Source organism: Nocardiopsis mangrovi, assembly GCF_042653925.1.
GTDB classification, from domain to species: Bacteria; Actinomycetota; Actinomycetes; order Streptosporangiales; family Streptosporangiaceae; genus Nocardiopsis_B; species Nocardiopsis_B mangrovi.
The window spans coordinates 123,663-150,021 of the sequence record NZ_JBHSFQ010000014.1; the positions used below are offsets into that span (position 1 = coordinate 123,663).

The following is a 26,359-nucleotide window of genomic DNA, read 5'->3' on the forward strand; positions in this document are numbered from 1 at the left end:
CCGGCCGCGGCGGCGCGGGTCAGCGGATGGCGTCGGAGAAACCGTGCCGGCCCAGCGGTTCGACGAGTTCGCGCTCCTCGTAGGAGAGGTGGGACAGCAGCGTGTCGGTGAGCAGGTCGACCGCGTCCTGCACGTCGCCGATACGCGCGGGGTCGGCGACCATGGCGACCAGGGCGCGGTCGACCCTCTCCAGGACCCCGGCGATGGCCTCGTGCTCCTCGGCCAGCCGGTCGATGACGGGCGCCAGCCGGGGGTCGGCCTTGCGCAGCCACGGGAAGACCGAACGGTCCTCCAGCGTGTGGTGGGTGGTGACGACGCGGCAGTAGCTCTCGCAGTACGTGCCCAGCGTCCAGCTGTTCTGCCGCATCGTCATCGTGGCGATCATGTCGCGGGCCGCGGCGACGTCCACGCCGCCCTCGGCGACCTGGCGGATCAGGTCGCGCAGCTGTGCCAATTCCCCGCGCAGGTGGTCGTGGACGTCGATGAGGTGCCGCCCGCTCGGGTTGGCGGTGGCGGGCAGAGGGCCGCCGCCGGCGATCGGTCCGCTCGGCCGGGTGGACTCGTCCCACACCGCCTCGCCGCTGAGCCGCGTCTCGGGCGGCGGGGTGGGCCGCACGCCCGCCGGGGATCCGGCGGCGGGCCCGAGGCCGGCCGCCGGCCGCGCCGGGGCGGGCGGGGGCGGCGGCCGGGTGGGCACCGGGTCGGTGGCCGCGCCGTGCTCGGCGCCGACCTGCTCGCGCACCCCGGGCGCGACCTCGTCGGCGAACCGCCGCAGCCCGGTGTCGTCACCGGCGTCGGCCATGAGGACGAACTCGCCGATTCCCTCAGTCAGGGCGAGCTCGGCGAGCTGCTCGACCCAGACCCGCGGCGGGCCTTGGAGGAATTCCGCCCCTGTTCCGGAGAACGAGCCGGTGATGTTGTAGATGCGGCGGATGGCGGCCGGGTCGCGCCCCGCCTCGCGCGCGGCGTCGTCGATGACCGCGTTCATCTCCGCCAGCCGCTCGGGCGGGGCGTAGGGCGAGCTGGGCAGCCAGCCGTCGGCGGCCCGGCCGGTGAGCCGGAGCATGCGCTTCTTGTAGGCGCCCAGCCAGATGCCCATGTCGTGCGCCGGGAAGGGCCCCGGCTTGGCGCCGTCGAGGCGGTGGTGCTCGCCCGCGACGCGTGCCGCGCGGCCCGGGGTCCACAGGGCGCGGATCACGGCGATGGCCTCCTCCAGGGCGTCCACCGCTTCAGCGGGGGCGCGGCGGGGGCCGCCGTTGGCCGCGATCGCGTCCCAGAAGGAACCCGCGCCGAGCCCCAGCTCCACCCGGCCCCCGCTGAGGATGTCGAGGCTGGCGGCGCTGCGGGCGAGGACCGCCGGCGGGCGCAGCGGCAGGTTGGCGACGTTGGGGAAGAGCCGGATGCGGGAGGTCCGGGCGGCGAGCACCGACAGCAGCGTCCAGGTGTCCAGGAACGCCGGCTGGTAGGGGTGGTCCTGCACGCTGACGGAGTCCAGGCCGAGCCGTTCGGCGAGCCGGGCCAGGGCCACCACGGCGTCGGCGTGTTCGGCGACCGGCGGCAGGAACGTGCCGAACCGCAGGTCGTGGCCGTAGTCGGGCATGACGGCTCCTTCATCGCTCATCGTGTGCTGTTGAGATCGTCTGATTTTTAGAAGATCTGTAGAACCTACTGTATTCCCGTCAGCAGGTCTGCTCGTATCCTGGGGGCATGCCGTCCGCGTCACAGCACGACCACGCCTCCGCGACCGACTCCGGCGCCGCCGGGGGCGACGCCCTCGGCGCCGACCTCGGCTGGGCCCTGGGCGTCGCCTACCGCGCCTACGTGAAGATGGCGGCCGACGCCGCGGCCGCCGTCCCCGGGAGTCACCGCGGGCGCCAAGTGCTGGCCGCCGCCGCGCACGACGTCCCCGGCACCCAGCGCGCGCTGGCCCGGCGGCTGGGGGTCGACCGCACCGCGATGACCTACCTCATCGACGACCTCGCCACCGCCGGGCTGGTCGAGCGCCGGCCCGATCCCGCCGACCGGCGCAACCGGCAGGTGGTCGCCACCGACGCCGGGCGCCGCGCGCTGGCGGGGGTCGACCGGCGGCTGCGCACCGCCGAGGAGCACCTGCTTGCCGGGCTGGACGCCGCCGACCGCGCCGCCCTCCGCGCGCTGCTGAGGCGGCTCGCGGTCTACATCGGCTCCGCAGATCCCGTGGCCGATGCCTGCCAGGCCGTCAGCGACATCGAGGAGGCCGAGTCGGCGGCCATGCCCGGACCCCCCTCCGCGCGCGGCTGAGCCGGCCCCGCCGCCCCCCGGCGGGCGGCTCTCGGCCGCGCGCCGGCCGCTGTCGTCGCCGCCGGGTAGCGTGGCGGTATGTGCAGGAACATCCGCAGGCTGTCCAACTACGCGCCTCCGGCGACCACCACCGAGATCCACGACGCCGCCGTGCAGTACGTGCGCAAGATCAGCGGGTCGACCCACCCCTCCGCGGCCAACCGCGAGGCGTTCGACCGTGCCGTCGCCGCCGTGTCCGCGGCGACCGCCGAACTGGTCGATTCAGTGGTGACCTCCGCTCCGCCGCGCTCGCGCGAGGAGGACGCCGCCCGGGCGCGGGCGCGGTCGCGCGAACGGTTCGGGACCTCCGCCGCGGAGTGAGCTCCGCCGCCCGGCGGCCCGCGGGCCGGGACCGGCGCGATGATGAGGTCATCACGGTGTGTCTTTGCAGGTCGCAGGGGTGCGCGTGCGTACTGTGGTTTCCTGTCCGGTCGTGGATGTGATGGATCGTCCGCCGTCGACTGCCGTGAGCTGAAACGCCGGTGATGTCGGAGTCTCTCCGGCCGATCGGGTACCCGCCGAACCCCGCCGAGCGCTTCTGCGATCCGCGGCCGATGGAGGAGGGACACGGGTGTATGCAGCTGATCGACCACGCGCCTGAGGAGCCGGTGCGGCCCGATACGGCACCGATCCGCGGCCCTCGGCAGTGCGACCGCCAGGTCGAGCTGGAACAGGAGAACCGGCGCCTGCGCCGTCAGATCACCACGCTGAACGCGGCGCTGGAAAGCCGCGCCGACATCGATCGGGCGGTCGGCATGATCATGGCCGGGGCGCGCTGCGACGCGGCCGAGGCGTGGACGCGGCTCGTCGCGGTCTCCAACGACACCAACCTCAAGGTGCGCGACATCTGCCGTGCGCTGACCGGTGCGGGCACCGGCGGCGCGCCCCTGCCCACACGCGACCTGGCCGACGCACTGCGCCGCCTCGGCCGCGCGTCCGGCGGCACCGGAGGTACCCCGGGCCCGGCCTGAGCGGCCGGCCCGGGGCAGGAACCCCATGCCACCCGGGGATCGGGGCGCGGCACCGTCCGAAAGTGCCGTGGGCGCCGAGGGGGTTCCGTCGTCGGCGGGCCGGCGGCCGCGGAAAACCGGTGGCGCCGCCCTCGCGGGGGCGCTACGGTGCGCCGTCATGACCGAGACCCCCGTGAAGAACACCTACTCCCGGCTCGACTTCAACGCGCCGATGTCCCCGGAGCGCGCCCGGAGCCTCGTGGAGCGCGTCGCCGCCGTGGCCCCCGCCACCGTGACCGACTACGGGTGCGGATGGGGCGAACTCCTGCTGCGCGTCCTGGAGGCGGCCCCCGCCACAACGGGCACCGGCGTCGACACCGACGCCGGTCTGCTGGAGCGGGGGCGCGAGGAGGCGCGCAAGCGCGGCCTCGCCGACCGCGCCGCGTTCGTGGCGGCGCCGGCCGACACCGTCACCGGCCCCGCCGACCTCGCCGTCTGCGTGGGAGCGAGCCACGCATGGGGAGGGACGGGGCAGGCGCTGCGGTTCCTGCGCGACCGGGTCCCCGCGGGTGGGACCGTGCTCCTCGGCGAGGCGTTCTGGGGGCGCCGCCCGTCGGCCGGGGAGCTCGCCGCCATGTGGCCCGACGCCTCCGCCGACGACCACCCCGACCTGGGCGGGCTCGTCGACCTCGCCATCGGCGCGGGGCTGCGCCCGGTGGCCGTCGATCCGGTCACCGACGCGGAATGGGACGCGTTCGAGTCGGCCTACCTCGCCGACTTCGAGTACCGGGCGCTCGCCCTCGGCGACGGCCCCGAAGCCGACCGGCTGCGCGAGCGCGCCGACGCGCACCGCAACGCCTGGCTGCGCGGCTATCGCGGGATCCTCTCCTTCGCCTACCTCACGCTCGTGGCGGTGGACCCCGCCTGACCGCGGCGCGAGCGGTGCCCCGGCCGGGGGCGCGCGTCGGCGGGCGTACGCCGAAGGGCGCCCGGTCGTGTGTGCGCAGGGGATTCGCGGGTAGCCGCCCCCGGGCGACCGGCGGCGGAGCCGCCGGCGATCGAGCGCATACGGGAGGCCGCTGTGGAGATCGTCCGCCCCGAGCACGTCGCCCGCCTCTTCCGCGACGCCGACGGCGCCAACGACGCCGTGCTGATCCTCATCGACGGCCGCGCCGACGTCGTCGCCGAGGCGGCGCTCGACGACCCCCGCTACGCCAGCGCGGTGCGCCTCGTCGGCCTCAGGGACCTCGGCTCCGACCACGGCGGCACACCGTCCGACGACGCCATCGCCGCCATGGCCGAGCGCCTCAACGAGGCGGCCGAACACCTCGAACCCTAGCGGGGCGCCGCAGGATCCGGGGCCGCCCTGCGCGTCTCATCGCAGGTCACAGGTCGAGCTCCTGTGCGGCCTCTTCGGCGCTCAGCGTTCGTATGCGGTCGGCGCGGATATCGGCCGGGAGCCGCTCCGCCTCGCGCAGTTCCTCGGCGCCACGCAGGCGTTCATAGTCCTCCACCATTGCGGCCGGCACGATCGCCGCAGCGCGCTCCCGGCCCCTCCCCCCTGGTGATGTAGATGATCTCCCGGCCGGTTGCCACGCGATCGACGAGCTGCGAGAGCCGGTCGCGGGCGCGGGCCATCGACAGCTCCTCAGGTTCGGTGAAGGTCTCTACGTCCATCCGTCGATTGTGCGCCACGATGCCCGACCCGACCCCCGAGAACGCGGAAATTGACTTCAAGTTAAGTCGAGGTTCTAGGGTGCTCGATGAGCGGCCGTTCCCCGTCCCCGCACCACCGCGGGGCGGCGGTCGCGACCCCTGCTCCCCAGACTCCGGTGGTGTGCGATGTCCATGGAAGTCACCGCGTGGAATTCGCTGTACAACGCGATGCACGCCCAACAGGACCGGCGGCCGTTCTCCCGGGCGACGCTGCGCCGCATCGGCGGCTTCGCCCGGCCCCACACGCGGCGGCTGACGGCGTTCATCCTGGTCAGCGTCGTCGGCGCCGCCCTCGCCGTGGCGACGCCCCTGCTCGCCGGCGAGGTCATGAACGCGATCATCGAGGCCGAGCCCTTGTCGCGGGTGGTCGGGCTCGCCGTGGTGATCGCCGTCATCGCCCTGGCGGAGGCCGGGCTCGGCCTGCTGACCCGCTGGCTGTCGGCGACCCTCGGCGAAGGGCTGATCCTGCAACTGCGCACGGCCGTCTTCGACCACGTCCAGCGCATGCCCGTGGCGTTCTTCACCCGCACCCGCACCGGGGCGCTCGTCAGCCGGCTCAACAACGACGTGATCGGCGCGCAGCACGCCTTCAGCAACACCCTCTCCGGCGTCGTCGGCAACCTGGTGACGCTCGTGCTCACGCTGGTGGTGATGGTCGGCATCTCCTGGCAGATCACCCTGATCGCGCTGGCAATGCTGCCGCTGTTCGTCTGGCCCGCACGCCGCATGGGCACCCGGCTGGCACGGCTGGAGCGCGAGGCCGCCAACCACAACGCCGTGATGGGCACCCAGATGACCGAGCGGTTCTCGGCGCCCGGCGCCACGCTCATCAAGCTCTTCGGCCACCCCGCGCACGAGTCGGCCGAATTCGCGGCGCGCGCCCGGCGGGTCCGCGACATCGGCGTGCGCACCGCCATGGTGCAGACGGTCTTCATCACGGCCCTCACCCTCGCCTCCGCGCTGGCCCTGGCCCTGGTCTACGGGCTCGGCGGCTTCTACGCGCTGCGCGGCGGCATGGACGCCGGCGCCGTGGTGGCGCTGGCCATGCTCCTCACCCGCCTCTACGCCCCGCTGACCGCCCTGGCCAGCGCCCGGGTGGAGGTGATGAGCGCGCTGGTCAGCTTCGAGCGCGTCTTCGAGATCCTCGACCTGCGCCCCCTGGTGGAGGAGAAGGCCGACGCCCGGCCGGTGCCCGACGGGCCGGTATCGGTGGAGTTCGACGCGGTCCGCTTCGGCTACCCCTCGGCCGACAAGGTGTCGCTGGCCTCGCTGGAAGAGGTCGCCACCCTCGATGCCCGCGGCGGCGTGGAGGTCCTGCACGACGTCTCCTTCCGGGCCGAGCCCGGCCAGATGGTCGCGCTGGTCGGGTCCTCGGGAGCGGGGAAGTCGACGATCGCCCAGCTCCTGCCCCGGCTCTACGACGCCGACAGCGGCGCTGTGCGGTTGGCCGGGGTCGACGTCCGCGACCTCACCGCGCGCTCCATCCGCGACACGCTGGGGATGGTGACCCAGGACGGCCACCTGTTCCACGAGTCCATCCGCGCCAACCTCCTCCTCGCCCGCCCCGGTGCGGCCGAGGAGGAGCTGTGGGAGGTGCTGCGCCGCGCCCGCCTCGACGACCTCATCGCCGGACTGCCCGAAGGGCTCGACACCATCGTCGGCGAGCGCGGCTACCGGCTCTCCGGCGGGGAGCGGCAGCGGCTGACCATCGCCCGCCTGCTGCTGGCGCGCCCCCGGGTGGTGATCCTGGACGAGGCGACCGCGCACCTGGACTCCACCTCCGAAGCGGCGGTGCAGGAAGCCCTGGGGGAGGCCCTGGAGGGGCGGACGGCGGTGGTCATCGCGCACCGCTTGTCGACCATCCGCGCCGCCGACCTGATCCTGGTCGTCGAGGACGGCCGGATCGTGGAACGCGGCACCCACACCGGCCTGCTGGCGGCCGCCGGCCGCTATGCCGAGCTGTACCGCACCCAGTTCAGCGAGGCGGCGGACCACCGGCCCGACCCGCAGCCGACGCACTGAGGGACGGCCCCGTCCCGGTGCGGGCCGGCCGGCGGCCCGTAGCACCCGATCCGCCGGATATCCCCGGCGAGGGGTCATCATTCCGGTTTCTCCGGCATTATTCGTGTATTGCATGATTTTCCTGGATGAACATCCGCGGAGAATCGATGGCGGGCCGTTCGGTTTTCCGGGCGGCCCGCACACGCATGTTCCGCGAGGGCCGGTCGAATTCCGTCGAAGCGGATCCGATGTGGCTCGCGGGTGATCGAACTCGGGTGGAATCCGCGAATCGCCGACCGGTCCGCGGACCGATCGACGGCCGCGCCGCCACGGTTTCCGCCGGTGCGCCGCTCCTCATGGCGTCCGGGCCGGCGTGCGCGCGGGTGCGGTTCCGAACCGATCGCACCACGTGTGCGGTGTTCCGGATCCGTTTGGCGAAAAGGGATTCACATCCGTTCTGCTTTCCGCCTGATTCATTCATCAACTTTCGACGGGGTTTCCGGGATATCGTCCGCGCATCGATCGGTGATTCGTTTCCGAACCCGTTTTTCCATGGATTGGTGGTGTGCATCGTGACGGAGTCCGGTGTCGAGGGCGGTCCCCAGCAGTCGAGCCTCGCCACAACCGCAGCGCGCAACCTGGCCACGACGACCAAGACCGTCCCGCAGATGCAGGGCATCACTTCGCGGTGGCTGCTCCGGCTGCTGCCGTGGGTCGAGGCGTCCGGCGGTACCTACCGGGTCAACCGGCGGCTCAGCTACACCGTCGGCGACGGGCGCGTCAGCTTCGTCACCACCGGAGCCCAGGTGCAGGTGGTCCCGCGCGAACTCGGCGAGCTCCCCCTGCTGCGCGGATTCGACGACGAATCCGTCCTGGAGGCGCTCGCCGGGCGGTTCGAGCAGCAGGAGTACGCGCCCGGAGACGTGATCGCCACCGAGGACGCGCCGGCCGACCGCGTCATCCTCATCGTCCACGGCAAGGCCCACCGGCTCGGAACCGGCGAGTTCGGCGACCAGACCGTGGTCGGCACCGTGGTCGACGGCGACCACATCGGCGACGGCGCCCTCATCGACGCGCAGGACACGTGGGAGGACACCCTCAAGGCCGTGACCGCGTGCACGGTGCTGTCCCTGCCGCGCACGGCGTTCAACGAGATCGTCGACGGCTCCGAGGCCCTGCGCGAGCACATCCGCGCCGTGCGCGCCGACGCCGGCCGGTCGAGCAACCCCTATGGTGAGGCCGATATCGCGTTGTCGGCGGGGCATGAGGGTGAGGAGGTGCTGCCGGGGACGTTCGTGGATTATGAGGTGGCGCCGCGTGAGTATGAGCTGAGTGCGGCGCAGACGGTGCTGCGGGTGCATTCGCGGGTGGCGGATCTGTACAACCAGCCGATGGACCAGGTCGAGCAGCAGTTGCGGCTGACGATCGAGGCGCTGCGGGAGCGTCAGGAGAGCGAGTTGGTGAACAACCGTGATTTCGGGTTGTTGCACAACGCGGACCTGAAGCAGCGGATCTCGACCCGGACCGGCCCGCCCACCCCCGACGACCTCGACGAACTCCTGGCCACCGTGTGGAAGGAGCCCTCCTTCTTCCTCGCCCACCCGCGGACCATCGCCGCGTTCGGCCGCGAGTGCAGCCGCCGCGGCATCTACCCGGTGAGCACCGACCTCAACGGGCACGCCGTCCCGTCCTGGCGCGGGGTGCCGATGCTGCCGTGCAACAAGATCCCCGTCACCCGCGCCCGCAGCTCCTCCATCCTGCTCATGCGCACCGGCCAGGAGCGCCAGGGCGTGGTGGGACTGCACCAGACCGGCCTGCCCGACGAGTACCAGCCCGGCCTGTCGGTCCGCTTCATGGGCATCAACGACCAGGCGATCATCTCCTACCTCGTCAGCGCGTACTACTCGGCCGCCGTGCTGGTGCCCGACGCCCTGGGGATCCTGGAGAACGTCGAGATCGGGCGCGAGGACTAGCCCCGCCCCCACCGGCCACCCGGCCGGCGGCCGCCGGGCGCCCCGCTCGCCCCGGCCGCCCCGGCCGGGTTCCGCCGGCCCTCCCGCTCGCCTCCCTCCCTTCCACGACAGGTGGTGTACACGTGACGGACCCGGGTGCCGAAGGCGCCGCGGCAACGACGCTGAGCCTGAGCACGGCCGCCGCGCGCAACCTTTCGAGCACGACCAAGACCCCGCCGCAGATGCGGGGGATCAGCCCGCGGTGGCTGATCCGGGCGCTGCCCTGGGTGCGGATGCAGGCCGGCACCTACCGGGTCAACCGGCGCCTGACCTATGCCCCCGGCGGTGGCCGGGTGGCGTTCATGCGCGCCGGGCAGGGCATCCGCGTCGTCCCGCCGACACTCGCCGAACTCCCGCCCCTGCGCGGGCTCGCACCGTCCCCCGTGCTGGAGGACCTGTCGGGGCGGTTCGAGCAGCACGAGTACGTGCCCGGAGACGTCATCGCCGCCGAGGGAGCGCCCGTCGACCGGGTCGTCCTCGTCGTCCACGGCAAGGCCCGCCGGCTCGGGACCGGCGAGTTCGGCGACCCCGTCGTCCTGGGGACGCTCACCGGCGGCGACCACGTCGGCTCCGAGGCGCTGGCGGGAGGCGACTCCCGCTGGGCGGCCACGGTGCGGGCGGCCACCGCCTGCACGGTCCTCGTTCTCCCGCGCGCCGCGTTCGACCGGGCCGTCGCGGACACGCCGCTGCTGCGCGAGCACATCGACCGGGCCGCCGCGCGCCCCGCGCCGCCCGCCAACAAGCACGGTGAGGCCGATATCGCGTTGTCGGCGGGGCATGAGGGTGAGGAGGTGCTGCCGGGGACGTTCGTGGATTATGAGGTGGCGCCGCGTGAGTATGAGCTGAGTGCGGCGCAGACGGTGCTGCGGGTGCATTCGCGGGTGGCGGATCTGTACGACCAGCCGATGGACCAGGTCGAGCAGCAGTTGCGGCTGACGATCGAGGCGCTGCGGGAGCGCCAGGAGAGCGAGTTGGTGAACAACCGTGATTTCGGGTTGTTGCACAACGCGGACCCGAACCAGCGGATCTCGACCCGGACCGGCCCGCCCACCCCCGACGACCTCGACGAACTGATCTCCCGCCGGCGCAAGACCCGCTACGTCCTCGCCCACCCCCGCGCGGTGGCGGCGTTCGGCCGCGCGTGCACCGCGCGCGGGATCGAGCCCGGCCTCGCCACCGTCGAGGGCGCGGCGGTCACCGCCTGGCGCGGGATCCCCGTCCTCCCCTGCGACAAGATCCCGATCAGCAGGGCCGGGACCACCTCGATCATCGCCATGCGCACCGGTGAGGACGACGCGGGCGTGGTCGGCCTGCACCAGACCGGCATCCCCGATGAGTACCGCCCGGGGCTGTCCGTGCGCTTCCTGGGCATCAATGAGAAAGCGGTCATTTCCTACCTCGTCAGTACCTACTACTCCGCGGCGGTGCTGGTGCCGGACGCGCTGGGGGTCCTGGAGAACGTCGAGATCGGCCGCTGAGACCGGACCAACGAGAGGGGATCGACCGCATGGAGACGATCGAGGAGGCGACCGGAGGCCGGTCGGCGGCCGAGGTACTCGCCGGAACCCGGCGCGCGGTCGGTCCCGCGCTGCGCGCGGCCGTCGACACGCTCCCGGAGCCGTCGCGGCGCATCGCCGCCTACCATTTCGGCTGGCGCGACGAGAACGGTGTGCCCACCGACGCCGGCAGCGGCAAGGCGATCCGGCCGGCCCTGGTCCTGCTGGCGGCCGAGGCCGCGGGAGGACGCGTCGAACGCGCCATGCCGGCCGCCGTCGCCGTGGAGCTCGTGCACAACTTCTCCCTGCTGCACGACGACGTCATGGACGGCGACGCCACCCGGCGCCACCGGCGCACCGCGTGGAGCGTGTTCGGCGTGGGCGGCGCCATCCTGACCGGCGACGCCCTGCTGGCGCTGGCCTTCGACGTCATCGCCGCCAGCGGCCACCCGGCCGCCCAGGACGGCGCCCGGCGGCTCAGCGCCGCCGTGCAGCGGCTGGTCGAGGGGCAGAGCGCCGACATGTCCTTCGAGGCCCGGCCCCAGGTGGGCATGGCCGAGTGGCGCGACATGGCCGAGGCCAAGACCGGGGCGCTGCTGGAGTGCGCGTGCGCGCTCGGCGCCTCCTTCGGCGGCGGCGACTCGGTGCAGGTCGCGCACCTGGGGGCGTTCGGCAAGAGCATGGGGCTGGCCTTCCAGATCGTGGACGACCTGCTGGGCATCTGGGGCGACCCCGAGACGACCGGCAAGCCGGTCCATTCCGACCTGCGCAACCGCAAGAAGTCCCTGCCGGTCGTGGCGGCGCTCGCCGCGGGCACGCCCGCCGCCGAGGAGCTGGCCCGCCTCTACCACGGCGGCCCCGAACCCACCGAGGACGAGGTCGCGCGCGCCGCCGACCTGGTCGAGGCGGCCGGCGGCCGGGACTGGGCCGAAACCCAGGCCGACACGCTGCTCGCGACGGCGCTGGAGGAGCTGCGGGCGGCCGGCCCGCCGCGCCGGACCGAGGCCGAACTGGCGGAGCTGGCCCGGCTGGCGACCCGCCGCGACCACTGACAACGCGACCACCGCGCCGCCGCCTGAGACGGCCGCGGACCGGAACGACCCCCGGAGACCCCCACCCATGATCGACACCGAGCCGATCGATATCCCGCCGCCCGCCCCCGCGCCCGGACCTCCGGCGACCCGCCCCGGCGCCGCCCGCCCGGACGCGGCGGCCGGGCGCGGGACCGCCCGCGGAACCGTCCGCCGCGCCCCCGCCGCCAGATCGGTGAGACCGGCATGACCGCGACCTCCGAAGGGGCGGCCCCCGCCACCCGGCTGCTCGACGGCATCGCCGGCCCCGCCGACCTGCGGGCCATGTCGCCGCCGGAACTCGGCCTGCTCGCCGACGAGATCCGCGGCTTCCTCGTCGACACGGTCTCCCGCACCGGCGGGCACCTCGGCCCCAACCTCGGTGTCGTCGAGCTGACCATCGCCCTGCACCGCGCCGTCGACTCGCCCGCCGACACCCTGGTCTTCGACACCGGACACCAGACCTATGTGCACAAGCTCCTCACCGGTCGCCGCGAGGGGTTCGCCACCCTGCGGCGGAGCGGCGGGCTGTCCGGGTACCCCAGCCGTTCGGAGTCGCCGCACGACCTCATGGAGAACTCCCACGCCTCCACCGCCCTGTCCTACGCCGACGGCCTGGCCAAGGCCGCCGCACTGCGGGACCACGGCGGCCGCGTCGTGGCGGTCGTCGGCGACGGCGCCCTCACCGGCGGGATGAGCTGGGAGGCGGTCAACAACATCGGAGCGGCGCCGGAGCGCCCGGTGGTCGTCGTGCTCAACGACAATGGGCGCTCCTACGCGCCCACCGTCGGCGGCATCGCCCGGCACCTCGCCGACCTGCGGGCGCGCCGCCCGAGCGGGCCGGGCGCCGCCAGGGCGAACGTGTTCACCGACTTCGGGCTGGCCTACATCGGGCCCGTCGACGGCCACGACATCGCGGCGACGGAGGAGGCCCTGCACGCGGCGCTGGAGCTGGCGCGCCCGGTGGTCGTCCACTGCGTCACCCGGAAGGGCAACGGCCACCCGCCCGCCGAACTCGACCTCGACGACCACATGCACACCGTCCGGGCCGGCTCCGCCGCCGGCCGCCCGGCGGCCCCCGCCGGACCCGCCGGGTCCGCGGAACCGACCTGGACCTCGGTGTTCGCCGAGGAGATCGCCGCGATCGGCGCCGAGCGCGACGACATCGTGTGCCTGGGCGCGGCCATGACCGGTCCCGCGGGGCTCGGCCCGTTCGCCCGGCGCTTCCCCGGACGGGTGTTCGACGTCGGCATCGCCGAGCAGCACGCGGTCGGCTCCGCGGCCGGCCTGGCACTGGGCGGCCTGCACCCCGTGGTGGCGATCTACGCGACCTTCCTCAACCGGGCGCTCGACCAGGTGCTCATGGACGTCGCGCTGCACCGGCTGCCCGTCACCTTCGTCCTGGACCGCGCGGGGATCACCGGGCCCGACGGCCCCAGCCACCACGGCGTGTGGGACGCCTCGATCCTGCCCGTGGTGCCCGGTCTGCGGCTGGCCGCCCCTCGCGACCGCGCCCGCCTGCGCGAACTGCTGCGCGAGGCGGTGGCGGTCGTCGACGGCCCGACCGCGCTGCGCTACCCGAAGGCGGGGGCCGCCCTCGACATCCCCGCCCTGCGCCGGACGGGCCGGTGCGACCTGCTGCGCGAGGAGACCGGGGCCCGGGTGCTGCTGGTGGCCGTCGGCCCGATGGCCGGCGCGTGCCTGGGCGCCGCCGACGAACTCGCCGCCGCCGGCGTCCCGGCCACGGTCGCGGACCCGCGGTGGATCGCGCCGCTGGACCCCGCGCTGCTCGCCCTGGCCCGCGCGCACCGGCTGGTCCTGGCGGTGGAGGACACCACGTCGACCGGCGCCCTGGGCGCGCGCCTCTCCCAGGCCCTGGCCGACGAGGGCGCGCACACGAGGGTGGCCGCCCTGGGCCTGCCGCCGCGGTTCCTCCCGCAGGGCGCGCGCGACCGGTTGCTGAGCGGCTACGGGCTCGACGCCGAGGGCATCGCCGCGGCCGTCCTGCACCGCTTGGCCCGTCTCCACCGTGGATGAGCAGTGATAATACGATTCGTGGATCCTCGGCGCGGCAGCGTGGCGTCCTTGCCTCGGGCCCGGCGTTCGCCCATCGTGGGGTGGGTTGGGAACCCTGACCCCGTCCCATTTGAGGAGAACCGATGCCGCCGTCGTCGAGTGTCCTGCGCTATCGCCGCACCACCCCGATGGCCGCGGCCGGCGCCGCCGCCCTCCTGGTGCTCGGGTCCACCCCCGTCCACGCCGAGGAGGCCGCCCCGATCTACCGCGACTCCCTGCGCGCGGTCGACGAGCGGGTCGACGACCTCATGTCGCGCATGAGCCTGAATGACAAGATCGGCCAGATGGTGCAGATCGAGCGGGGCGCCGCCGACGCCGGCGCGGTGGGCGACCACAGACTCGGCGCCGTCCTCAGCGCGGGCGGATCGACCCCCGATACCAACTCGCCCGAGGCGTGGGCGGACATGTACGACGGGTACCAGCGGGCGGCGGTGGAGACGCCGCTGGGCATCCCCATCCTCTACGGGGTCGACGCGGTGCACGGGCACAACAACGTCCGCGGCGCCACGATCTTCCCCCACAACATCGGCCTTGGCGCGGCGGGCGACCCCGAGCTGGTCCGGCGGGTCGCGGAGGCCACGGGCGTGGAGATCGCCGCGACCGGGATCGACTGGACCTTCGCCCCGTGCGTGTGCGTGGCCCGCGACGACCGCTGGGGGCGGACCTATGAGTCCTTCGGTGAGACACCGGACCTGCCCTCGCAGCTGACCAGCGCCGTCACCGGGTTCCAGGGGGAGACCCTCGGCGATTCGCCCACCTCGGTCCTTGCCACGGCGAAGCACTACCTCGGCGACGGCGCCACCGAGGAGGGCCGCGACCGCGGCGACGCCGTGGTCGACGAGGAGGAGCTGCGCGCGGTCCACCTGCCGCCCTTCCGCGCGGCGGTCGAGCGCGGCGTCGGCTCGGTCATGATCTCCTACAGCAGCTGGAACGGCACGAAGGCGCACGCCGACCGGTACCTGATCACCGATGTGCTGAAGGAGGAACTGGGCTTCACCGGCATCGTGGTCTCCGACTACGACGGAGTGGGGCGCATCTCCGGCAACCGCGATTTCACCCCGGAGGAGGTCCGCACCGGGGTCAACGCCGGCATCGACATGATCATGCTGTCCAAGAACCACGCGCGGTTCATCTCCGATCTGCGCGTGGAGGTGGAGGCGGGCCGGGTCCCCCGGGAGCGCGTGGACGACGCGGTGCGGCGCATCCTGACCAAGAAGTTCGAACTGGGCCTGTTCGAGGCGCCCTATGCCGACCGCGACCTGCTGGCGCAGGTCGGCGGCGACGCCCACCGCGAGCTCGCGCGCGAGGCGGTGCGCGCGTCGCAGGTGCTGCTGGAGAACGACGGCGTCCTCCCGCTCGCCCCCGAGGGCGGCAAGGTCATGGTCGCGGGCAAGAACGCCGACGACATCGGCAACCAGAGCGGCGGGTGGACGATCTCCTGGCAGGGGAGCAGCGGCGAGACCACCGACGGGACCACCATTCTCGACGGCATCCGCGAGGTGGCGCAGGGGACGGAGATCGTCCACGACCGCGAGGGCCGGGGGATCGACGACTCCTTCCGGGCAGCCATCGCCGTGGTGGGGGAGACGCCCTACGCGGAGTACGAGGGCGACCGCCCCGACGGCCTCGTCCTGGACGACGAGGACCGCGCCACGCTGACCCGCCTCGCCGATTCGGGCGTGCCCGTGGTCGTGGTGATGGTGTCGGGCCGGCCCCTGGAGATCGCCGACGAGGTCGGCGACTGGAACGGGCTGGTCGCGGCGTGGCTGCCGGGATCCGAGGGCGCGGGGGTCGCCGACGTCCTCTTCGGCCGCAGCGCGCCCACCGGCCGGCTGCCGGTCACCTGGATGCGGACCTCCGACCAGCAGCCCATCAACGAGGGCGACGGCCAGGAGGGGCTGTACCCCTATGGGGCCGGGCTGTCCTACGACGGCGCGGAGCGGCCGGCCACGGAGGAGGCGGGAGAGGTCCCGTCCCCGCTGCCGGCGCAGCGGTGACCGAGGGCGGCACGCCGACCGGCTCGGGGGCGGGCTCGCATCCCCCCGTGCCCGGGGGGTTCCCGGGCGGTAGGCGGTACCCGTCCACGGCCGGGGGTGCGTATCCCCGCCGGCGGTGCGGGACGGCCCTGAACCCCGGATAGGGGCGGAGCGGCGTGCCACCGGCCGCGTGCCGCGTGCCGCCGGCCGGCACCGGCCCGGCGGTGGCCCACGGCCGGGCCGCGCCTTCGCGCGTCGCCGCGGCCGCACCCGGTGCGCGTACGGCCGGTTCACCGCGACCACCGCCCTATCACCGGGAAGGCGCGTCCGGCGCCCGTTCGCACCGATGCCGTCGGCCCGCGTCGTTCCCGTGCCTGCGGTCCTTCGCGAGCCGCGACGCGGCAGGGCGGTGCCTTCCCACGGTCCTGAGGCCGAGCCGCGGATGCGTCTACGCCCGCCTTCCCGGTCGTCGCGCGTGCGGGCCGCCCCCGGCCGCCCGCCGTAGCGCACGCCGCGACGCACGCGGGGGGACGGCGGCGGTTCTCGCGTGCCTGTGACGCGCTGCACATCAACCCTTTCCTTGCGTGTTTTGGTCACGTTTTCGTCTCCTGCTTGCCAAATATGCTCATTTCAGTCATGGTGAAGTCGTTTACCTGCCCGAAATGAGCAAAGGGGTGGTCAGGTGCGCCACCAGCAGCTGCTGGACGCCGTGACCGACGGCGTGCAGCGGGTCGAAGACCTCGCCCAGGCGCTCGGCATCAGCCCCTCCACCGTCCGCCGCGGCCTGACCGAACTCGAACAGGCCGGCAAGGTGGTGCGCACCCACGGCGGCGCCGTCCCGGCGATCACCGGGACCGAGCTGTCCTGGACGCAGAAGAGCCTGCGCAACGCCCAGCCGAAGCGGCAGATCGCGGCGTTCGCCGCCGGACTCGTCCGCGACGACGACGTCGTGCTCCTCGACGCCGGGAGCACCACCACCTTCATCGCCGAGCGGCTCGCCGGCCGCTCCGGACCCACCGTGGTCACCACCGGTCTGGGCCCCATGACGGCGCTGCACGACGCCGAGGGGATCGAGCTGATCGTCGTCGGCGGCCGGGTGCGCCGGCGCCGCGGCTCCATGGTGGGCGACTACGCACGCGGCGTCCTGGACCGGATCACGGCCGACATCGCCTTCATCGGCGCCGACGGCTACGTCCCCGGGCGCGGCGTCAACTGCCCCGGCCCCGAACTCGCCGCGGTCAAGGAGCTGCAGATGCGCAGCGCCCGGCGCACCGTCGTGGTCGCCGACTCCTCCAAGGTCGGCCGCACGGAGTTCGCGCACTGGGCCGTCGTCCCCGGCCCGCACGAGCTGGTCACCGACGACGGCCTCCCCGAGGACGCCCGCGGCGCCCTCGACGCCGACCCGGGGTGCATCCCCCATGTCGTCCCCGCCACCGGGTCCCCCGGTGCCGCCGGGGCGGCGGACCGACCCCAGGAAAGGGGCACACCATGGAATTGATGCTGTTGGCGCTGGTCCTCGGCGTCGCGGCGGTCGTCGCGATCATCCTCTGGACGCGGCTGGACGCGTTCGTCGGCCTGCTCGCCGGCGCGCTGGTGACCGGCGCGATCGCCGGGGTGCCCGTCGCCGAGCTCATCGGCCACATCACCACCGGCTTCGGTAACACGCTGGCCGGGATCGGCATCGTCATCGCCCTGGGCGTGATGATCGGCAAGGTCCTGGAGGAGAGCGGCGCCGCCGACGCGCTGGCCAAGCTGTTCGTCCGCCTGGCGGGGAAGGGGCGCGAGGACGTCGCCATGAGCATGACCGGTGCCGTGGTGTCGGTGCCGGTGTTCTGCGACTCCGGGTTCGTCATCCTGCACCCGCTGGCCCGTTCGCTCGCCCGGCGCTACGGCAGGTCGCTCGTCACGCTCAGCCTGGCACTCGCCGGGGGCTTGGCGGTCACCCACCACATGATCCCGCCCACCCCCGGACCGCTGGCCGCCGCCCAGGAGTTCGGCGCCGACCTCGGCGCGGTGATCCTCGCCGGCGCGCTGTTCAGCATCCCGCTGATCCCGGTCGTGGTGGCCTACGCGCGCTTCATCGGCCCCCGCCTGGACCCCCACCTGGAGTCCGCTCCCACCGGTGACGCCCTGCCCGCCGAGGGCGAGCCCGCCGGCGGGGCCGACCGCGGCGAGGCCGGCTCCGCTCCCACCGGCTCCACCGGGACCGGCACCGCGCTGCGCCGGACCAAGGACGGCCGCGACATCTCCGAGGAGCCCGCGACCCCGCCCATCGGCGCCCTTCGGGCGAGCATCCCCCTGCTCATCCCGCTCGTCCTGATCATCGGCAACACCGCCACAGGTGCAGCCCTCGCGGGCACCCGCGCGGCCGAGGTCTTCGCGTTCGTCGGCAACCCGGCGATCGCCCTGCTGATCGGCCTCGCGGTCGCGGTCTACCTGCTGCCGCCGCGCAACACCCCCCGCACGACCGTGCTGGGCTGGCTGTCGGCGGCCGCCGCCTCCGCCGGGTCGATCGTGTTCATCACCGGCGCCGGCGGCGCGTTCGGCGAGGTGCTGCGCCAGTCCGGCGTGGGTGACGCGCTCGCCGACGCGGTGGCCGGCTGGCCGGTGCCGATGTTCCTCATGCCGTTCGTGATCGCCAGCTTCGTCCGCGTCGCCCAGGGGTCGGGGACGGTCGCGATCATCACCTCGGCCACGCTGAGCGCCCCCGTCATGGCGGCCGCCGGCGTCGACCCCGTCCTGGCCGTGCTCTCGGCGTGCTCCGGATCGATCGTCTTCTCCTACGTCAGCGACTCCTACTTCTGGGTCGTCACGCGGTTCACCGGCCTGTCCGGCGGCGCGGCGATGAAGATGTGGAGCGGCATGACCACCCTGCTCTGGCTGTCCAGCCTGCCGCTGCTGGGTGTGGCCGCACTGATCCTGGGATAGGAGGCCACCGTGGCCCAGGTACTCGTCGTCGCCGACGACCTCACCGGCGCCAACGCCACCGGCGCCCGGTTCGCGCGCTCGGGGATGCGGGTCGCCACAGTGGCGCCCGAGCACGTCCACCCGGCGTCCCGGGACTACGACGTCGTCGTCGCCAACCTGGACAGCCGCCACCTGCCGGCCGGCCAGGCCGCCGACCTCGTCGCCGACGTCATCGAGGCGGCCTGGCCCGTGGGCCTGGTGGTCAAGCGCACCGACACCACGCTGCGCGGCAACATCGGGGCGGAGCTGGAGGCCGCGTGGCGGTCGGTGCGCGAGCGCACCGACCCCGCCGTCCGGGTGCGGGCGCTGTTCGCGCCGGCGTTCCCCGCCTCGGGGCGCGTCACGGTCGACGGTGTGCAGCTCCTCGACGGCGTCCCGCTGGAGCGCACCGAGGCGGCGGTCGACCCGCTGCGCCCGATGGTCACCAGCGTCGTCGCCGACATCGTCGCCCGCCAGAGCGACCTGGCGGTCCGGCACGTGCCGATCCGGCGGGTCACCCAGGACATGCTCGCCGACGCCCTGGCCGCCGGCGACGAGCCGGTCGTGCTCTGCGACGCGCTCACCGAGCAGCACCTGTCCGACATCGCGGCGGCCGCCGCCGAGGTCCACCGCCGCGACGGCACCGTCTGGGTCGCCGTCGACCCGGGCCCGGCCGGGGCGCTGCTCGCCGACGCGCTGCGCCTGCGCGGCCGCGCGGAGGCGGCCGGACCCCTGCTGGCCGTCGTGGGCAGCGCCACCGAACTCACCCGGCGCCAGCTCGACGCGGTGGCCCGCACCGGACCGGTCCGCTTCGTCGACGTCGACGCCGCCCGCTTCGCCGCCGGTGATCCCGGCCACCTCGCGGGGCTGGCGGACGACCTCGCCCGGCACCTGGACACGGCGGTCTTCCCCGAGGTCGTCGTCGTGCGCACCGCCACCTCCGCCCGCGACGTCGTGCAGCTGCCCGACGCCGACCGCAGGCGGCTGCCCGGTCTGCTGGCCGACCTGGTCGCCGGCGTCGTGCACGGCGCTCAGAGCGCAGGCGTGGCGCCGCCCAGCGGCCTCTACACCAGCGGCGGCGACGTCACCTCCGCGGTGCTCGACGCCCTGGGAGCCCGGGCGTTCGAGGTGGGCGGCGAAGTGGTCCCGCTCGCCGTGCACGGCCGGCTCGTCGGCGGCCCGCTCGACGGCATTCCCGTCGTGACCAAGGGCGGGCTGATCGGCGACGACACCACCCTCCTGGACTGCCTCGGCAAGCTCCGGCGCGCGGTGCACGCGCGCACCCGGACGCTGTCGGCCGAGGTCTCCGAGCACGTCCCCGCCACGAGTACGCGGGCCCGCCCCTGACGCGCGGCCCGCTCCAGGCGGCGGCCGGTCCCCGGCACACGGCCGGGCCCGCCGCCGCCCCGACCCTATGGAGGAACACCGCCATGACTGAACGCCCGACCCTGGCCGTCACCGTGGGTGACCCGGTCGGCATCGGCCCCGAGATCACCGTGCGCACCCTCGCCGAGGTGGGCGCCGGGGCGCCCGCGCGCGGGGTGGTCGTCGCCGACCCCGCCGTGCTGCGCCGCGCCGCCGGGGTGTGCGGCCTGGACGTGCGCGTCCGCGCCGTGGACGGCTGGGACCTGCCGGCCGAGCAGGACGGCGTGATCGACTGCTTCGACATCCGGGAACTGGGCGAGGCCGAACTGCCGTGGGGGAGGGTCGACGCCCGAGCGGGGGCGGCAGCGGTCCGCGCCATCGAGGTCGCCACGCGCGCGGCGATGGACCGGCACGTGGCCGGGATCGTCACCGGCCCCATCAACAAGGAGGCCATCTGGGCGGCGGGCAGCGAGCACCTGGGCCACACCGAGATGCTGGGCGCGCTGACCGGGGTCACCCGGCAGAACACCATGTTCGTGGTGCGCGGCAAGAAGATCTTCTTCGCGACCCGGCACGTGTCGCTGCGCCGCGCCCTGGACCAGGTGAGCGCCGACCAGCAGGTGGCCTGCATCGAGGAGGCGCTGACCGCCCTGCGCGTGTTCGGCCACGACAGCCCCCGCCTGGCGGTCGCCGCCATCAACCCCCACGGCGGTGAGAACGGCGCCTTCGGCGACGAGGAGATCGAGCACCTGGCGCCCGCGGTCGAGCGGGCGCGCGCGACCGGCGCCGACGTCACCGGGCCGGTGCCCGCCGACTCGGTGTTCCACCAGCTCCTCCAGGACCGCTACGACGGCGTGCTGTCGCAGTACCACGACCAGGGGCACATCGCGGCGAAGACCTTCGACTTCGACGGTACGATCTCGGTGACCGTGGGGCTGCCGATCCTGCGCACCTCGGTCGACCACGGCACGGCGTTCGACATCGCGGGCCAGGGCGTCGCCGATCCGGGCACGATGACGTCGGCGTTCCTGCACGGAGCGGAGTTCGCCCGCTTCGCCGACCGCATCCGCGCCGAGTACGGCGGCTGACCTCGCGGGTCGCGCCCCCTACACCCCTTACGGGGGTGTCCGCACCACCGTGTGCGGGAGGGTCCGCGCTATGGCTCCGCCGCGGAACCCGTCCTACCTTGTGCTGGCGGGCCGCGGCGGTAGTCGCGGACGGTGTCCGAAATATTACCTTTTAGGGTGATTACTGCGTGTAGTGTGGACGACGGCCGGCCGATCCGGTCCCGCATGGTCCCGCCGGGATGGCCCCGGCGGGCGGTGTGATCGGGAGGGCGGGGCATGGCCGCGACCAGCGTGAATTCCAGTGGGGACGCCACCGGAACCGAAAGAGGGGGCCGGGCGGCCACGGGCGCCCGCGCCGGGCGCCCGGCCGGGGCGCGACGGGGCAGCGACTTCTCGCGGCTCGCGCAGCGGATCAGCGAGGCGGGCCTGATGCGGCGCCGCCCCGGCTACTACACCGTGCGGCTGAGCCTGCTCGGCCTGCTCTTCGCGGGCGGCTGGACCGCGTTCGCCCTCATCGGCGACTCCTGGTGGCAGATGGGCGTTGCGGTCTTCCTCGCGGTCCTCTTCGGCCAGGTCGCCCTCATCGCCCACGACCTCGCCCACCGCCAGATCTTCCGCACCCGCCGCCCCAGCGAGACCATCGGACGGCTCGTCGGCAACCTCGGGATCGGCATGGGCTACGGCTGGTGGCAGGACAAGCACACCCGCCACCACGCCAACCCCAACCACGAGGAACTCGACCCCGACGTCGCCCCCGACCTGCTGGTGTGGTCGGAGGACCAGGCGCACAACGCCAAGGGCATCGCCACCGTGCTGGGCCGCTGGCAGGCGTTCCTCTTCTACCCGCTGCTCACCCTCGAAGGCATGAACCTGCACGTGCAGAGCGTCCTGGCACTGTTCAAGCCGTGGATGAAGCACCGCGTGCTCGAAGGGGTACTGCTCTTCACCCACTTCGCGGCCTACCTCGCCGTGCTGTTCCTGGTGCTGTCCCCCGGCAAGGCGGTGGCGTTCCTCGTCGTGCACCAGGCCCTCTTCGGGGTCTACCTGGGCAACATCTTCGCCCCCAACCACAAGGGGATGCCGACCGTCACGGCCGAGGACGACCTCGACTTCCTCCGCAAGCAGGTGCTGACCTCCCGCAACGTGAAGGGCGGGGCCTTCATGGACGTCGCTCTGGGCGGCCTGAACTACCAGATCGAGCACCACCTCTTCCCCAACATGCCCTCGGTCCACCTGCGCCGGGCCCAGCCGATCGTGCGCGACTACTGCGCCGAGATCGGAGTGCCCTACCACGAGACCGGGTTCGTCCGCTCCCACGTCGAGGCGCTGACCCACATGCACCGCGTCGGCGCGCCGCTGCGGGCGGGACACCGGGCGGCGGCCTGACCCCGGGGACGGGGCCCGTGCCGCCGCCGGGCGGGCGCCCCGCCCGGCGGGGCACCCGCGGTCAGAGCGGATCGGCCCCGGGGACCGCGGCGGCGTCCGTGCCCGGGGCGCGGTGCAGCCGGATCCCGACCCAGCTCGCCGCCAGCAGGACCGTCCCCGCCAGCAGCAGCACCGCGGACACCGCGATGGCGCCGTTGGTGAGGTCCCACACCATCTCCGGCACCGCGATCGTGACCCCGACGACGCCGAAGACCAGCAGCACCCCCGCCCGCTCCCACCGGTAGCAGACCAGGCAGGCGGCGGCCAGCAGCAGGGTCAGCCCATAGGCCCACTGCGGCTGCCCGCCCCACGACAAGGGGAACTGCGCGCCGGCCAAGGCCACCCCGGCCGCCAGGCCCAGCCCCAGCCGCCGATGGTCGAGCACGCCGGCCGCGGCCAGAACGGCCCACACCACACCCAGGGCGATCAGGCCCAGCCCCAGCACCACCCCGGTGTCGGAGTCGGTGGGGGACAGGACATCGGACACGAAGCCGCCCACCGCGATCCAGCTCAGCACCCACGCCGCCACCAGGCCCACGGCCGAGGGAAGCAGCGCGTAACCGGCCGCCGCCACGGCCAGCCCGGCCACCCCGGGCAGCATCGGGGAGTCGGGCTCGATCCCCACGCCCACGGCCAGCGCCGTGGCGGCGGCGGCCAGTGAGAACAGCATCCCGGCGATCCGCCGCCGCACCGTGGCGACCCGGCGGACCCGCGTGCCCCGGAGAGGGCCGCGCGGGGCCGGGCCGGCGTCGTCCGGCCCGCTCACCGGCTGAGCGGGGGCTCCCGAGCCGGGGCGGGGGTGCGGTTGCGGGCCGGCCGGGGCGCCGGGCGCGGCCGGGGAACGCGGCGGCCCGCCACCGGTGTCGTCCGGCTTCCGCTCCCGCGGAACGGGAGGGCCGATCCGCCCTAGCAGGGCCCGCGGGCCGCCCGCCATCAGCACGCCGACGGCGGCCGCCACCAGCGCGATCAGCGACAGCAGCAGCACCTGGGCCGGCCGGTCCAGGTCCGTCCAGGCCGTGGCGACCAGGGCGAACACCCCGGCCAGGACCAGCCCGCCGCCGAGGTAGCCCACGATCTCGGCCCAGCGGACGCCGATCGGGCGGGGCTCGGCGGCGATCAGCGCCTCGCGCACCGCCGCCGCCTGTTCGGCCGACAGCACCCCCTGCTCCACCAGCCCGCGCAGCGCGCCGTCACGCGCTCCACTCCGCTCCTCCATCGGTCATCGCCTCTTCCTGCCGATCGGGGATCCGCTACCCCTATTGGACCGCGGAGAATCCGGCCCCGCCTGAGTACGCGTACTCACCCGCGGCCCCGGTCCCGGCCCCGAGGCCGGGGCCGCGGCCGCCCTCCCGCGCGGGAGGGCGGCCGGCCGCACGGGGACCGCTCAGCGGGGGCCCTTGTCCAGCCCGGCGCGGCGCAGGGCGTCGGCCATCGCGCCTCCGGCGGGCGCGGCGCCGCGCCCGTTGCGGTCGTCACCCCGCCCGCGCCGGTCCCGGCCGCCGCGTCCCCCGCGGTCGCCCCGGTCGCCCCGGTCGCCCCGTTCGTTGCGCCGGGCGCCCTGCTGCGCGCCGTCGTCCTGGCCGCCGCGCCCGGGCTCGGGCTCGTCGTCCAGGCGCATGCTCAGCGAGATGCGCTTGCGGGCGGTGTCGACGTCCATCACCTTCACCCGCACGATGTCCCCGGGCTTGACCACGTCCCGGGGGTCCTTCACGAAGTTCTTGGACATCGCCGAGACGTGCACCAGGCCGTCTTGGTGCACGCCCACGTCCACGAAGGCGCCGAAGGCCGCGACGTTGGTGATCACGCCCTCCAGCAGCATCCCCGTCTCCAGGTCGTTGAGCGTCTCCACGCCCTCCTTGAACGAGGCGGTGGTGAAGGCCGGGCGCGGGTCGCGGCCCGGCTTCTCCAGCTCGGCGAGGATGTCGGTGATGGTGGGCAGGCCCACGGTGTCGTCGACGAAGTCGGTCGGCCGCAGCCCCCGCAGCACGGCGCCGTTGCCGATCGCCGATCCGACGTCGGTCCCGACGGTGCCGAGGATGCGCCGCACCACCGGGTAGGACTCCGGGTGCACGCTGGACGCGTCGAGCGGGTCGTCGCCGTTGGGGATGCGCAGGAACCCGGCGCACTGCTCGAACGCCTTGGGCCCCAGCCGCGGCACCTCCTTGAGCGCGCGGCGGGAGCGGAACGGGCCGTTGGAGTCCCGGTGCCCGACGATGTTCTCGGCCAGCCCGGAGCTGATCCCCGAGACCCGGGTCAGCAGCGGGACCGAGGCGGTGTTGAGGTCGACCCCCACCGCGTTCACACAGTCCTCGACCACGGTGTCCAGCGACCGCGACAGCTTGGTCTCGGAGATGTCGTGCTGGTACTGGCCGACCCCGATCGACTTCGGGTCGATCTTCACCAGCTCGGCCAAGGGGTCCTGGAGCCGGCGCGCGATGGACACCGCCCCCCGCAGGGACACGTCCAGATCCGGGAACTCCTGCGAGGCGTAGGCCGACGCCGAGTACACCGACGCACCCGCCTCGGACACCATGACCTTGGTCAGCTTCAGGTCGGGGTGCCGGCGCACCAGCTCGCCGGCGAGCTTGTCGGTCTCGCGGGAGGCGGTGCCGTTGCCGATCGCGATGAGCTCGACGGCGTGCTCGCGCGCCAGCCGGCCCAGCGTGGCCAGCGCCTGGTCCCAGCGCCGCGCGGGCGCGTGCGGGTACACGGTCTCGGTGGCCACCACCTTGCCGGTTCCGTCGACCACGGCCACCTTCACGCCGGTGCGCAGCCCCGGGTCCAGGCCGAGCGTCGGGCGGGCGCCGGCGGGCGCGGCGAGGAGCAGGTCGCGCAGGTTCGCGGCGAACACCCCCACGCCGTCGTCCTCCGCCTGCTGCCACAGCCGCATGCGCAGATCGATGTCGAGGCGGACCGAGACCCGCGTGCGCCAGGCCCACCGCACGGTGTCGAGCAGCCAGCGGTCGGCCGGGCGGCCCCGGTCGGCGATGCCGAAGTGCCGGGCGATGTCGCGCTCATAGGCGGTGGGGCCGGCGGGTTCGGTGCCGGGTTCGGCGGGCTCCTCGGGCTCCAGCGTGAGCGACAGCGCCTCCTCCTTCTCACCGCGGAACAGCGCGAGGACGCGGTGGGAGGGGAGCCGGGTGAAGGGCTCGGTGAAGTCGAAGTAATCGGCGAACTTCGCGCCCGCCTCCTCGCGCCCCTCGCGGACGTGCGACACCAGCCGGCCCTGGCCCCACATGCGCTCCCGCAACCCGCCGACCAGGTCGGCGTCCTCGGTGAAGCGCTCGACCAGGATCGAGCGGGCGCCCTCCAGGGCCGCGGCGGCGTCGGCCACGCCCTTCTCGGGGTCGGCGTAGGCCGCGGCGCTCGCCTGCGGGTCCTGCGCCGGGTCCGACAGCAGCAGGTCGGCCAGCGGTTCGAGGCCGGCCTCCCGCGCGATCTGCGCCTTGGTCCGGCGCTTGGGCTTGAAGGGCAGGTAGATGTCCTCCAGCCGGGCCTTGGAATCGGCCGCGTTGATCCGCGCTTCGAGGGCGTCGTCGAGCTTGCCCTGCGAGCGGATCGACTCCAGGACCGCCGTACGGCGCTCCTCCAGTTCGCGCAGGTAGCGCAGGCGCTCCTCCAGCGTCCGCAGCTGGGCGTCGTCGAGGGTACCGGTCACCTCCTTGCGGTAGCGGGCGATGAACGGCACCGTCGCCCCCTCGTCGAGCAGCCCGACGGCCGCGGCCACCTGCTGCTCGCGCACCCCGAGTTCCTCGGCGATCCGCTGGTCGATAGAGATCGTCACTGTCGCTGCTCCACCTTCTGCGTCCGGGTCATCGAAGCATTGTCCTGATGCCGGGCGCGCTTGTCACACCGCGGACCCCCGCCATCGGCGCTCCTGATCCGCCGGATCCCGCTTCTTGGTCCGGCCGTGGTCCGATGCCGCCCGGCCATTGATCCT

21 protein-coding genes are annotated in these 26,359 nt (G+C 74.1%); 16 read left to right on the forward strand and 5 right to left on the reverse strand.

The window, feature by feature from the left end; all coding sequences use genetic code 11:
• Nucleotides 1-19: 19 nt before the first annotated feature.
• On the reverse strand, nt 20-1,621 hold the full coding sequence (locus tag ACFO4E_RS15860) for an LLM class flavin-dependent oxidoreductase (RefSeq protein WP_378575450.1): 1,602 nt from the start codon (nt 1,619-1,621) through the stop codon (nt 20-22).
• Between the two features lie 86 nt (nt 1,622-1,707).
• Here ACFO4E_RS15860 and ACFO4E_RS15865 point away from each other — a divergent pair, with 86 nt between their 5' ends.
• The 5 genes from ACFO4E_RS15865 to ACFO4E_RS15885 all read left to right on the forward strand — a co-directional run bounded on the left by ACFO4E_RS15865 (nt 1,708) and on the right by ACFO4E_RS15885 (nt 4,608).
• Complete coding sequence (locus ACFO4E_RS15865; RefSeq protein ID WP_378575453.1) at nt 1,708-2,280, forward strand: MarR family winged helix-turn-helix transcriptional regulator; 573 nt, start codon at nt 1,708-1,710, stop codon at nt 2,278-2,280.
• A gap of 78 nt (nt 2,281-2,358) precedes the next feature.
• Entirely contained in the window at nt 2,359-2,640 is a 282-nt protein-coding gene (locus ACFO4E_RS15870) for a DUF2277 domain-containing protein (RefSeq protein WP_378575456.1), read from the forward strand.
• A 254-nt stretch (nt 2,641-2,894) separates the two neighbouring features.
• Complete coding sequence (locus ACFO4E_RS15875; protein ID WP_378575459.1) at nt 2,895-3,290, forward strand: ANTAR domain-containing protein; 396 nt, start codon at nt 2,895-2,897, stop codon at nt 3,288-3,290.
• A 157-nt stretch (nt 3,291-3,447) separates the two neighbouring features.
• Nucleotides 3,448-4,197, forward strand: coding sequence for a class I SAM-dependent methyltransferase (locus tag ACFO4E_RS15880; RefSeq protein WP_378575462.1), 750 nt, complete (start codon nt 3,448-3,450; stop codon nt 4,195-4,197).
• Between the two features lie 153 nt (nt 4,198-4,350).
• Nucleotides 4,351-4,608, forward strand: a complete 258-nt coding sequence (locus ACFO4E_RS15885; protein WP_378575464.1) for a hypothetical protein — start codon at nt 4,351-4,353, stop codon at nt 4,606-4,608.
• A 46-nt stretch (nt 4,609-4,654) separates the two neighbouring features.
• Here the strand turns inward: ACFO4E_RS15885 and ACFO4E_RS15890 are convergent, their stop codons facing one another.
• Complete coding sequence (locus ACFO4E_RS15890) at nt 4,655-4,786, reverse strand: hypothetical protein (RefSeq protein WP_378575467.1); 132 nt, start codon at nt 4,784-4,786, stop codon at nt 4,655-4,657.
• The gene (locus ACFO4E_RS15895; protein ID WP_378575470.1) at nt 4,770-4,946 is read right to left on the reverse strand and encodes a hypothetical protein; all 177 of its coding nucleotides are present in this window, start codon (nt 4,944-4,946) and stop codon (nt 4,770-4,772) included. The genes ACFO4E_RS15890 and ACFO4E_RS15895 overlap by 17 nt, the downstream gene beginning before the upstream one ends.
• 165 nt (nt 4,947-5,111) lie before the next feature.
• On the opposite strand from ACFO4E_RS15895, the gene ACFO4E_RS15900 reads away from it, so the two are divergent.
• From ACFO4E_RS15900 to ACFO4E_RS15950, 11 genes are all read left to right on the forward strand, one after another.
• On the forward strand, nt 5,112-7,007 hold the full coding sequence (locus ACFO4E_RS15900) for an ABC transporter ATP-binding protein (RefSeq protein ID WP_378575473.1): 1,896 nt from the start codon (nt 5,112-5,114) through the stop codon (nt 7,005-7,007).
• A gap of 536 nt (nt 7,008-7,543) precedes the next feature.
• Nucleotides 7,544-8,959, forward strand: coding sequence for a family 2B encapsulin nanocompartment shell protein (locus ACFO4E_RS15905; protein WP_378575476.1), 1,416 nt, complete (start codon nt 7,544-7,546; stop codon nt 8,957-8,959).
• Nucleotides 8,960-9,081: 122 nt separating this feature from the next.
• Nucleotides 9,082-10,476: a family 2B encapsulin nanocompartment shell protein gene (locus ACFO4E_RS15910; protein WP_378575480.1), complete on the forward strand. Its 1,395-nt coding sequence runs from the start codon at nt 9,082-9,084 to the stop codon at nt 10,474-10,476.
• Nucleotides 10,477-10,505: 29 nt separating this feature from the next.
• The gene (locus ACFO4E_RS15915; protein ID WP_378575483.1) at nt 10,506-11,546 is read left to right on the forward strand and encodes a family 2 encapsulin nanocompartment cargo protein polyprenyl transferase; all 1,041 of its coding nucleotides are present in this window, start codon (nt 10,506-10,508) and stop codon (nt 11,544-11,546) included.
• 225 nt (nt 11,547-11,771) lie between these two features.
• Nucleotides 11,772-13,601 carry a 1-deoxy-D-xylulose-5-phosphate synthase gene (locus tag ACFO4E_RS15920; RefSeq protein ID WP_378575486.1) on the forward strand — a complete coding sequence of 610 codons (1,830 nt, stop codon included), beginning with the start codon at nt 11,772-11,774 and terminating at the stop codon, nt 13,599-13,601.
• 122 nt (nt 13,602-13,723) lie between these two features.
• Nucleotides 13,724-15,637, forward strand: coding sequence for a glycoside hydrolase family 3 protein (locus tag ACFO4E_RS15925; RefSeq protein ID WP_378575489.1), 1,914 nt, complete (start codon nt 13,724-13,726; stop codon nt 15,635-15,637).
• 661 nt (nt 15,638-16,298) lie between these two features.
• Entirely contained in the window at nt 16,299-17,114 is an 816-nt protein-coding gene (locus ACFO4E_RS15930; RefSeq protein WP_378575492.1) for a DeoR/GlpR family DNA-binding transcription regulator, read from the forward strand.
• A complete protein-coding gene (locus tag ACFO4E_RS15935) occupies nt 17,105-18,544 on the forward strand; it encodes a GntP family permease (protein WP_378575495.1) in 1,440 nt (479 codons plus the stop codon). Before ACFO4E_RS15930 ends, ACFO4E_RS15935 begins: the two co-directional genes overlap by 10 nt.
• A gap of 9 nt (nt 18,545-18,553) precedes the next feature.
• Nucleotides 18,554-19,909, forward strand: a complete 1,356-nt coding sequence (locus ACFO4E_RS15940; protein WP_378575498.1) for a four-carbon acid sugar kinase family protein — start codon at nt 18,554-18,556, stop codon at nt 19,907-19,909.
• Nucleotides 19,910-19,992: 83 nt separating this feature from the next.
• Nucleotides 19,993-21,015 (forward strand): 4-hydroxythreonine-4-phosphate dehydrogenase PdxA, encoded by a 1,023-nt coding sequence (gene pdxA / locus ACFO4E_RS15945; protein ID WP_378575501.1) that lies wholly within the window; start codon nt 19,993-19,995, stop codon nt 21,013-21,015.
• Nucleotides 21,016-21,423: 408 nt separating this feature from the next.
• The gene (locus tag ACFO4E_RS15950) at nt 21,424-22,380 is read left to right on the forward strand and encodes a fatty acid desaturase family protein (protein ID WP_378575548.1); all 957 of its coding nucleotides are present in this window, start codon (nt 21,424-21,426) and stop codon (nt 22,378-22,380) included.
• A gap of 61 nt (nt 22,381-22,441) precedes the next feature.
• Here ACFO4E_RS15950 and ACFO4E_RS15955 read toward each other — a convergent pair whose 3' ends face one another.
• Together ACFO4E_RS15955 and ACFO4E_RS15960 are read right to left on the reverse strand one after the other, a co-directional pair.
• Complete coding sequence (locus ACFO4E_RS15955; RefSeq protein ID WP_378575504.1) at nt 22,442-23,635, reverse strand: DUF2157 domain-containing protein; 1,194 nt, start codon at nt 23,633-23,635, stop codon at nt 22,442-22,444.
• 168 nt (nt 23,636-23,803) lie between these two features.
• Nucleotides 23,804-26,203, reverse strand: a complete 2,400-nt coding sequence (locus tag ACFO4E_RS15960) for a Tex family protein (RefSeq protein ID WP_378575507.1) — start codon at nt 26,201-26,203, stop codon at nt 23,804-23,806.
• Nucleotides 26,204-26,359: the final 156 nt, after the last annotated feature.

Excerpts from the sequence above, each read along its gene's own strand:
- pdxA (WP_378575501.1), top strand. The coding sequence starts at position 19,993 with ATGACTGAACGCCCGACCCTGGCCGTCACCGTGGGTGACCCGGTCGGC.
- ACFO4E_RS15895 (WP_378575470.1), bottom strand. The coding sequence starts at position 4,946 with ATGGACGTAGAGACCTTCACCGAACCTGAGGAGCTGTCGATGGCCCGC.
- ACFO4E_RS15875 (WP_378575459.1), top strand. The coding sequence starts at position 2,895 with ATGCAGCTGATCGACCACGCGCCTGAGGAGCCGGTGCGGCCCGATACG.
- ACFO4E_RS15955 (WP_378575504.1), bottom strand. The coding sequence starts at position 23,635 with ATGGAGGAGCGGAGTGGAGCGCGTGACGGCGCGCTGCGCGGGCTGGTG.
- ACFO4E_RS15950 (WP_378575548.1), top strand. The coding sequence starts at position 21,424 with ATGCGGCGCCGCCCCGGCTACTACACCGTGCGGCTGAGCCTGCTCGGC.
- ACFO4E_RS15900 (WP_378575473.1), top strand. The coding sequence starts at position 5,112 with ATGTCCATGGAAGTCACCGCGTGGAATTCGCTGTACAACGCGATGCAC.
- ACFO4E_RS15890 (WP_378575467.1), bottom strand. The coding sequence starts at position 4,786 with ATGGTGGAGGACTATGAACGCCTGCGTGGCGCCGAGGAACTGCGCGAG.
- ACFO4E_RS15880 (WP_378575462.1), top strand. The coding sequence starts at position 3,448 with ATGACCGAGACCCCCGTGAAGAACACCTACTCCCGGCTCGACTTCAAC.
- ACFO4E_RS15865 (WP_378575453.1), top strand. The coding sequence starts at position 1,708 with ATGCCGTCCGCGTCACAGCACGACCACGCCTCCGCGACCGACTCCGGC.
- ACFO4E_RS15915 (WP_378575483.1), top strand. The coding sequence starts at position 10,506 with ATGGAGACGATCGAGGAGGCGACCGGAGGCCGGTCGGCGGCCGAGGTA.
- ACFO4E_RS15870 (WP_378575456.1), top strand. The coding sequence starts at position 2,359 with ATGTGCAGGAACATCCGCAGGCTGTCCAACTACGCGCCTCCGGCGACC.
- ACFO4E_RS15920 (WP_378575486.1), top strand. The coding sequence starts at position 11,772 with ATGACCGCGACCTCCGAAGGGGCGGCCCCCGCCACCCGGCTGCTCGAC.
- ACFO4E_RS15935 (WP_378575495.1), top strand. The coding sequence starts at position 17,105 with ATGGAATTGATGCTGTTGGCGCTGGTCCTCGGCGTCGCGGCGGTCGTC.
- ACFO4E_RS15925 (WP_378575489.1), top strand. The coding sequence starts at position 13,724 with ATGCCGCCGTCGTCGAGTGTCCTGCGCTATCGCCGCACCACCCCGATG.
- ACFO4E_RS15860 (WP_378575450.1), bottom strand. The coding sequence starts at position 1,621 with ATGAGCGATGAAGGAGCCGTCATGCCCGACTACGGCCACGACCTGCGG.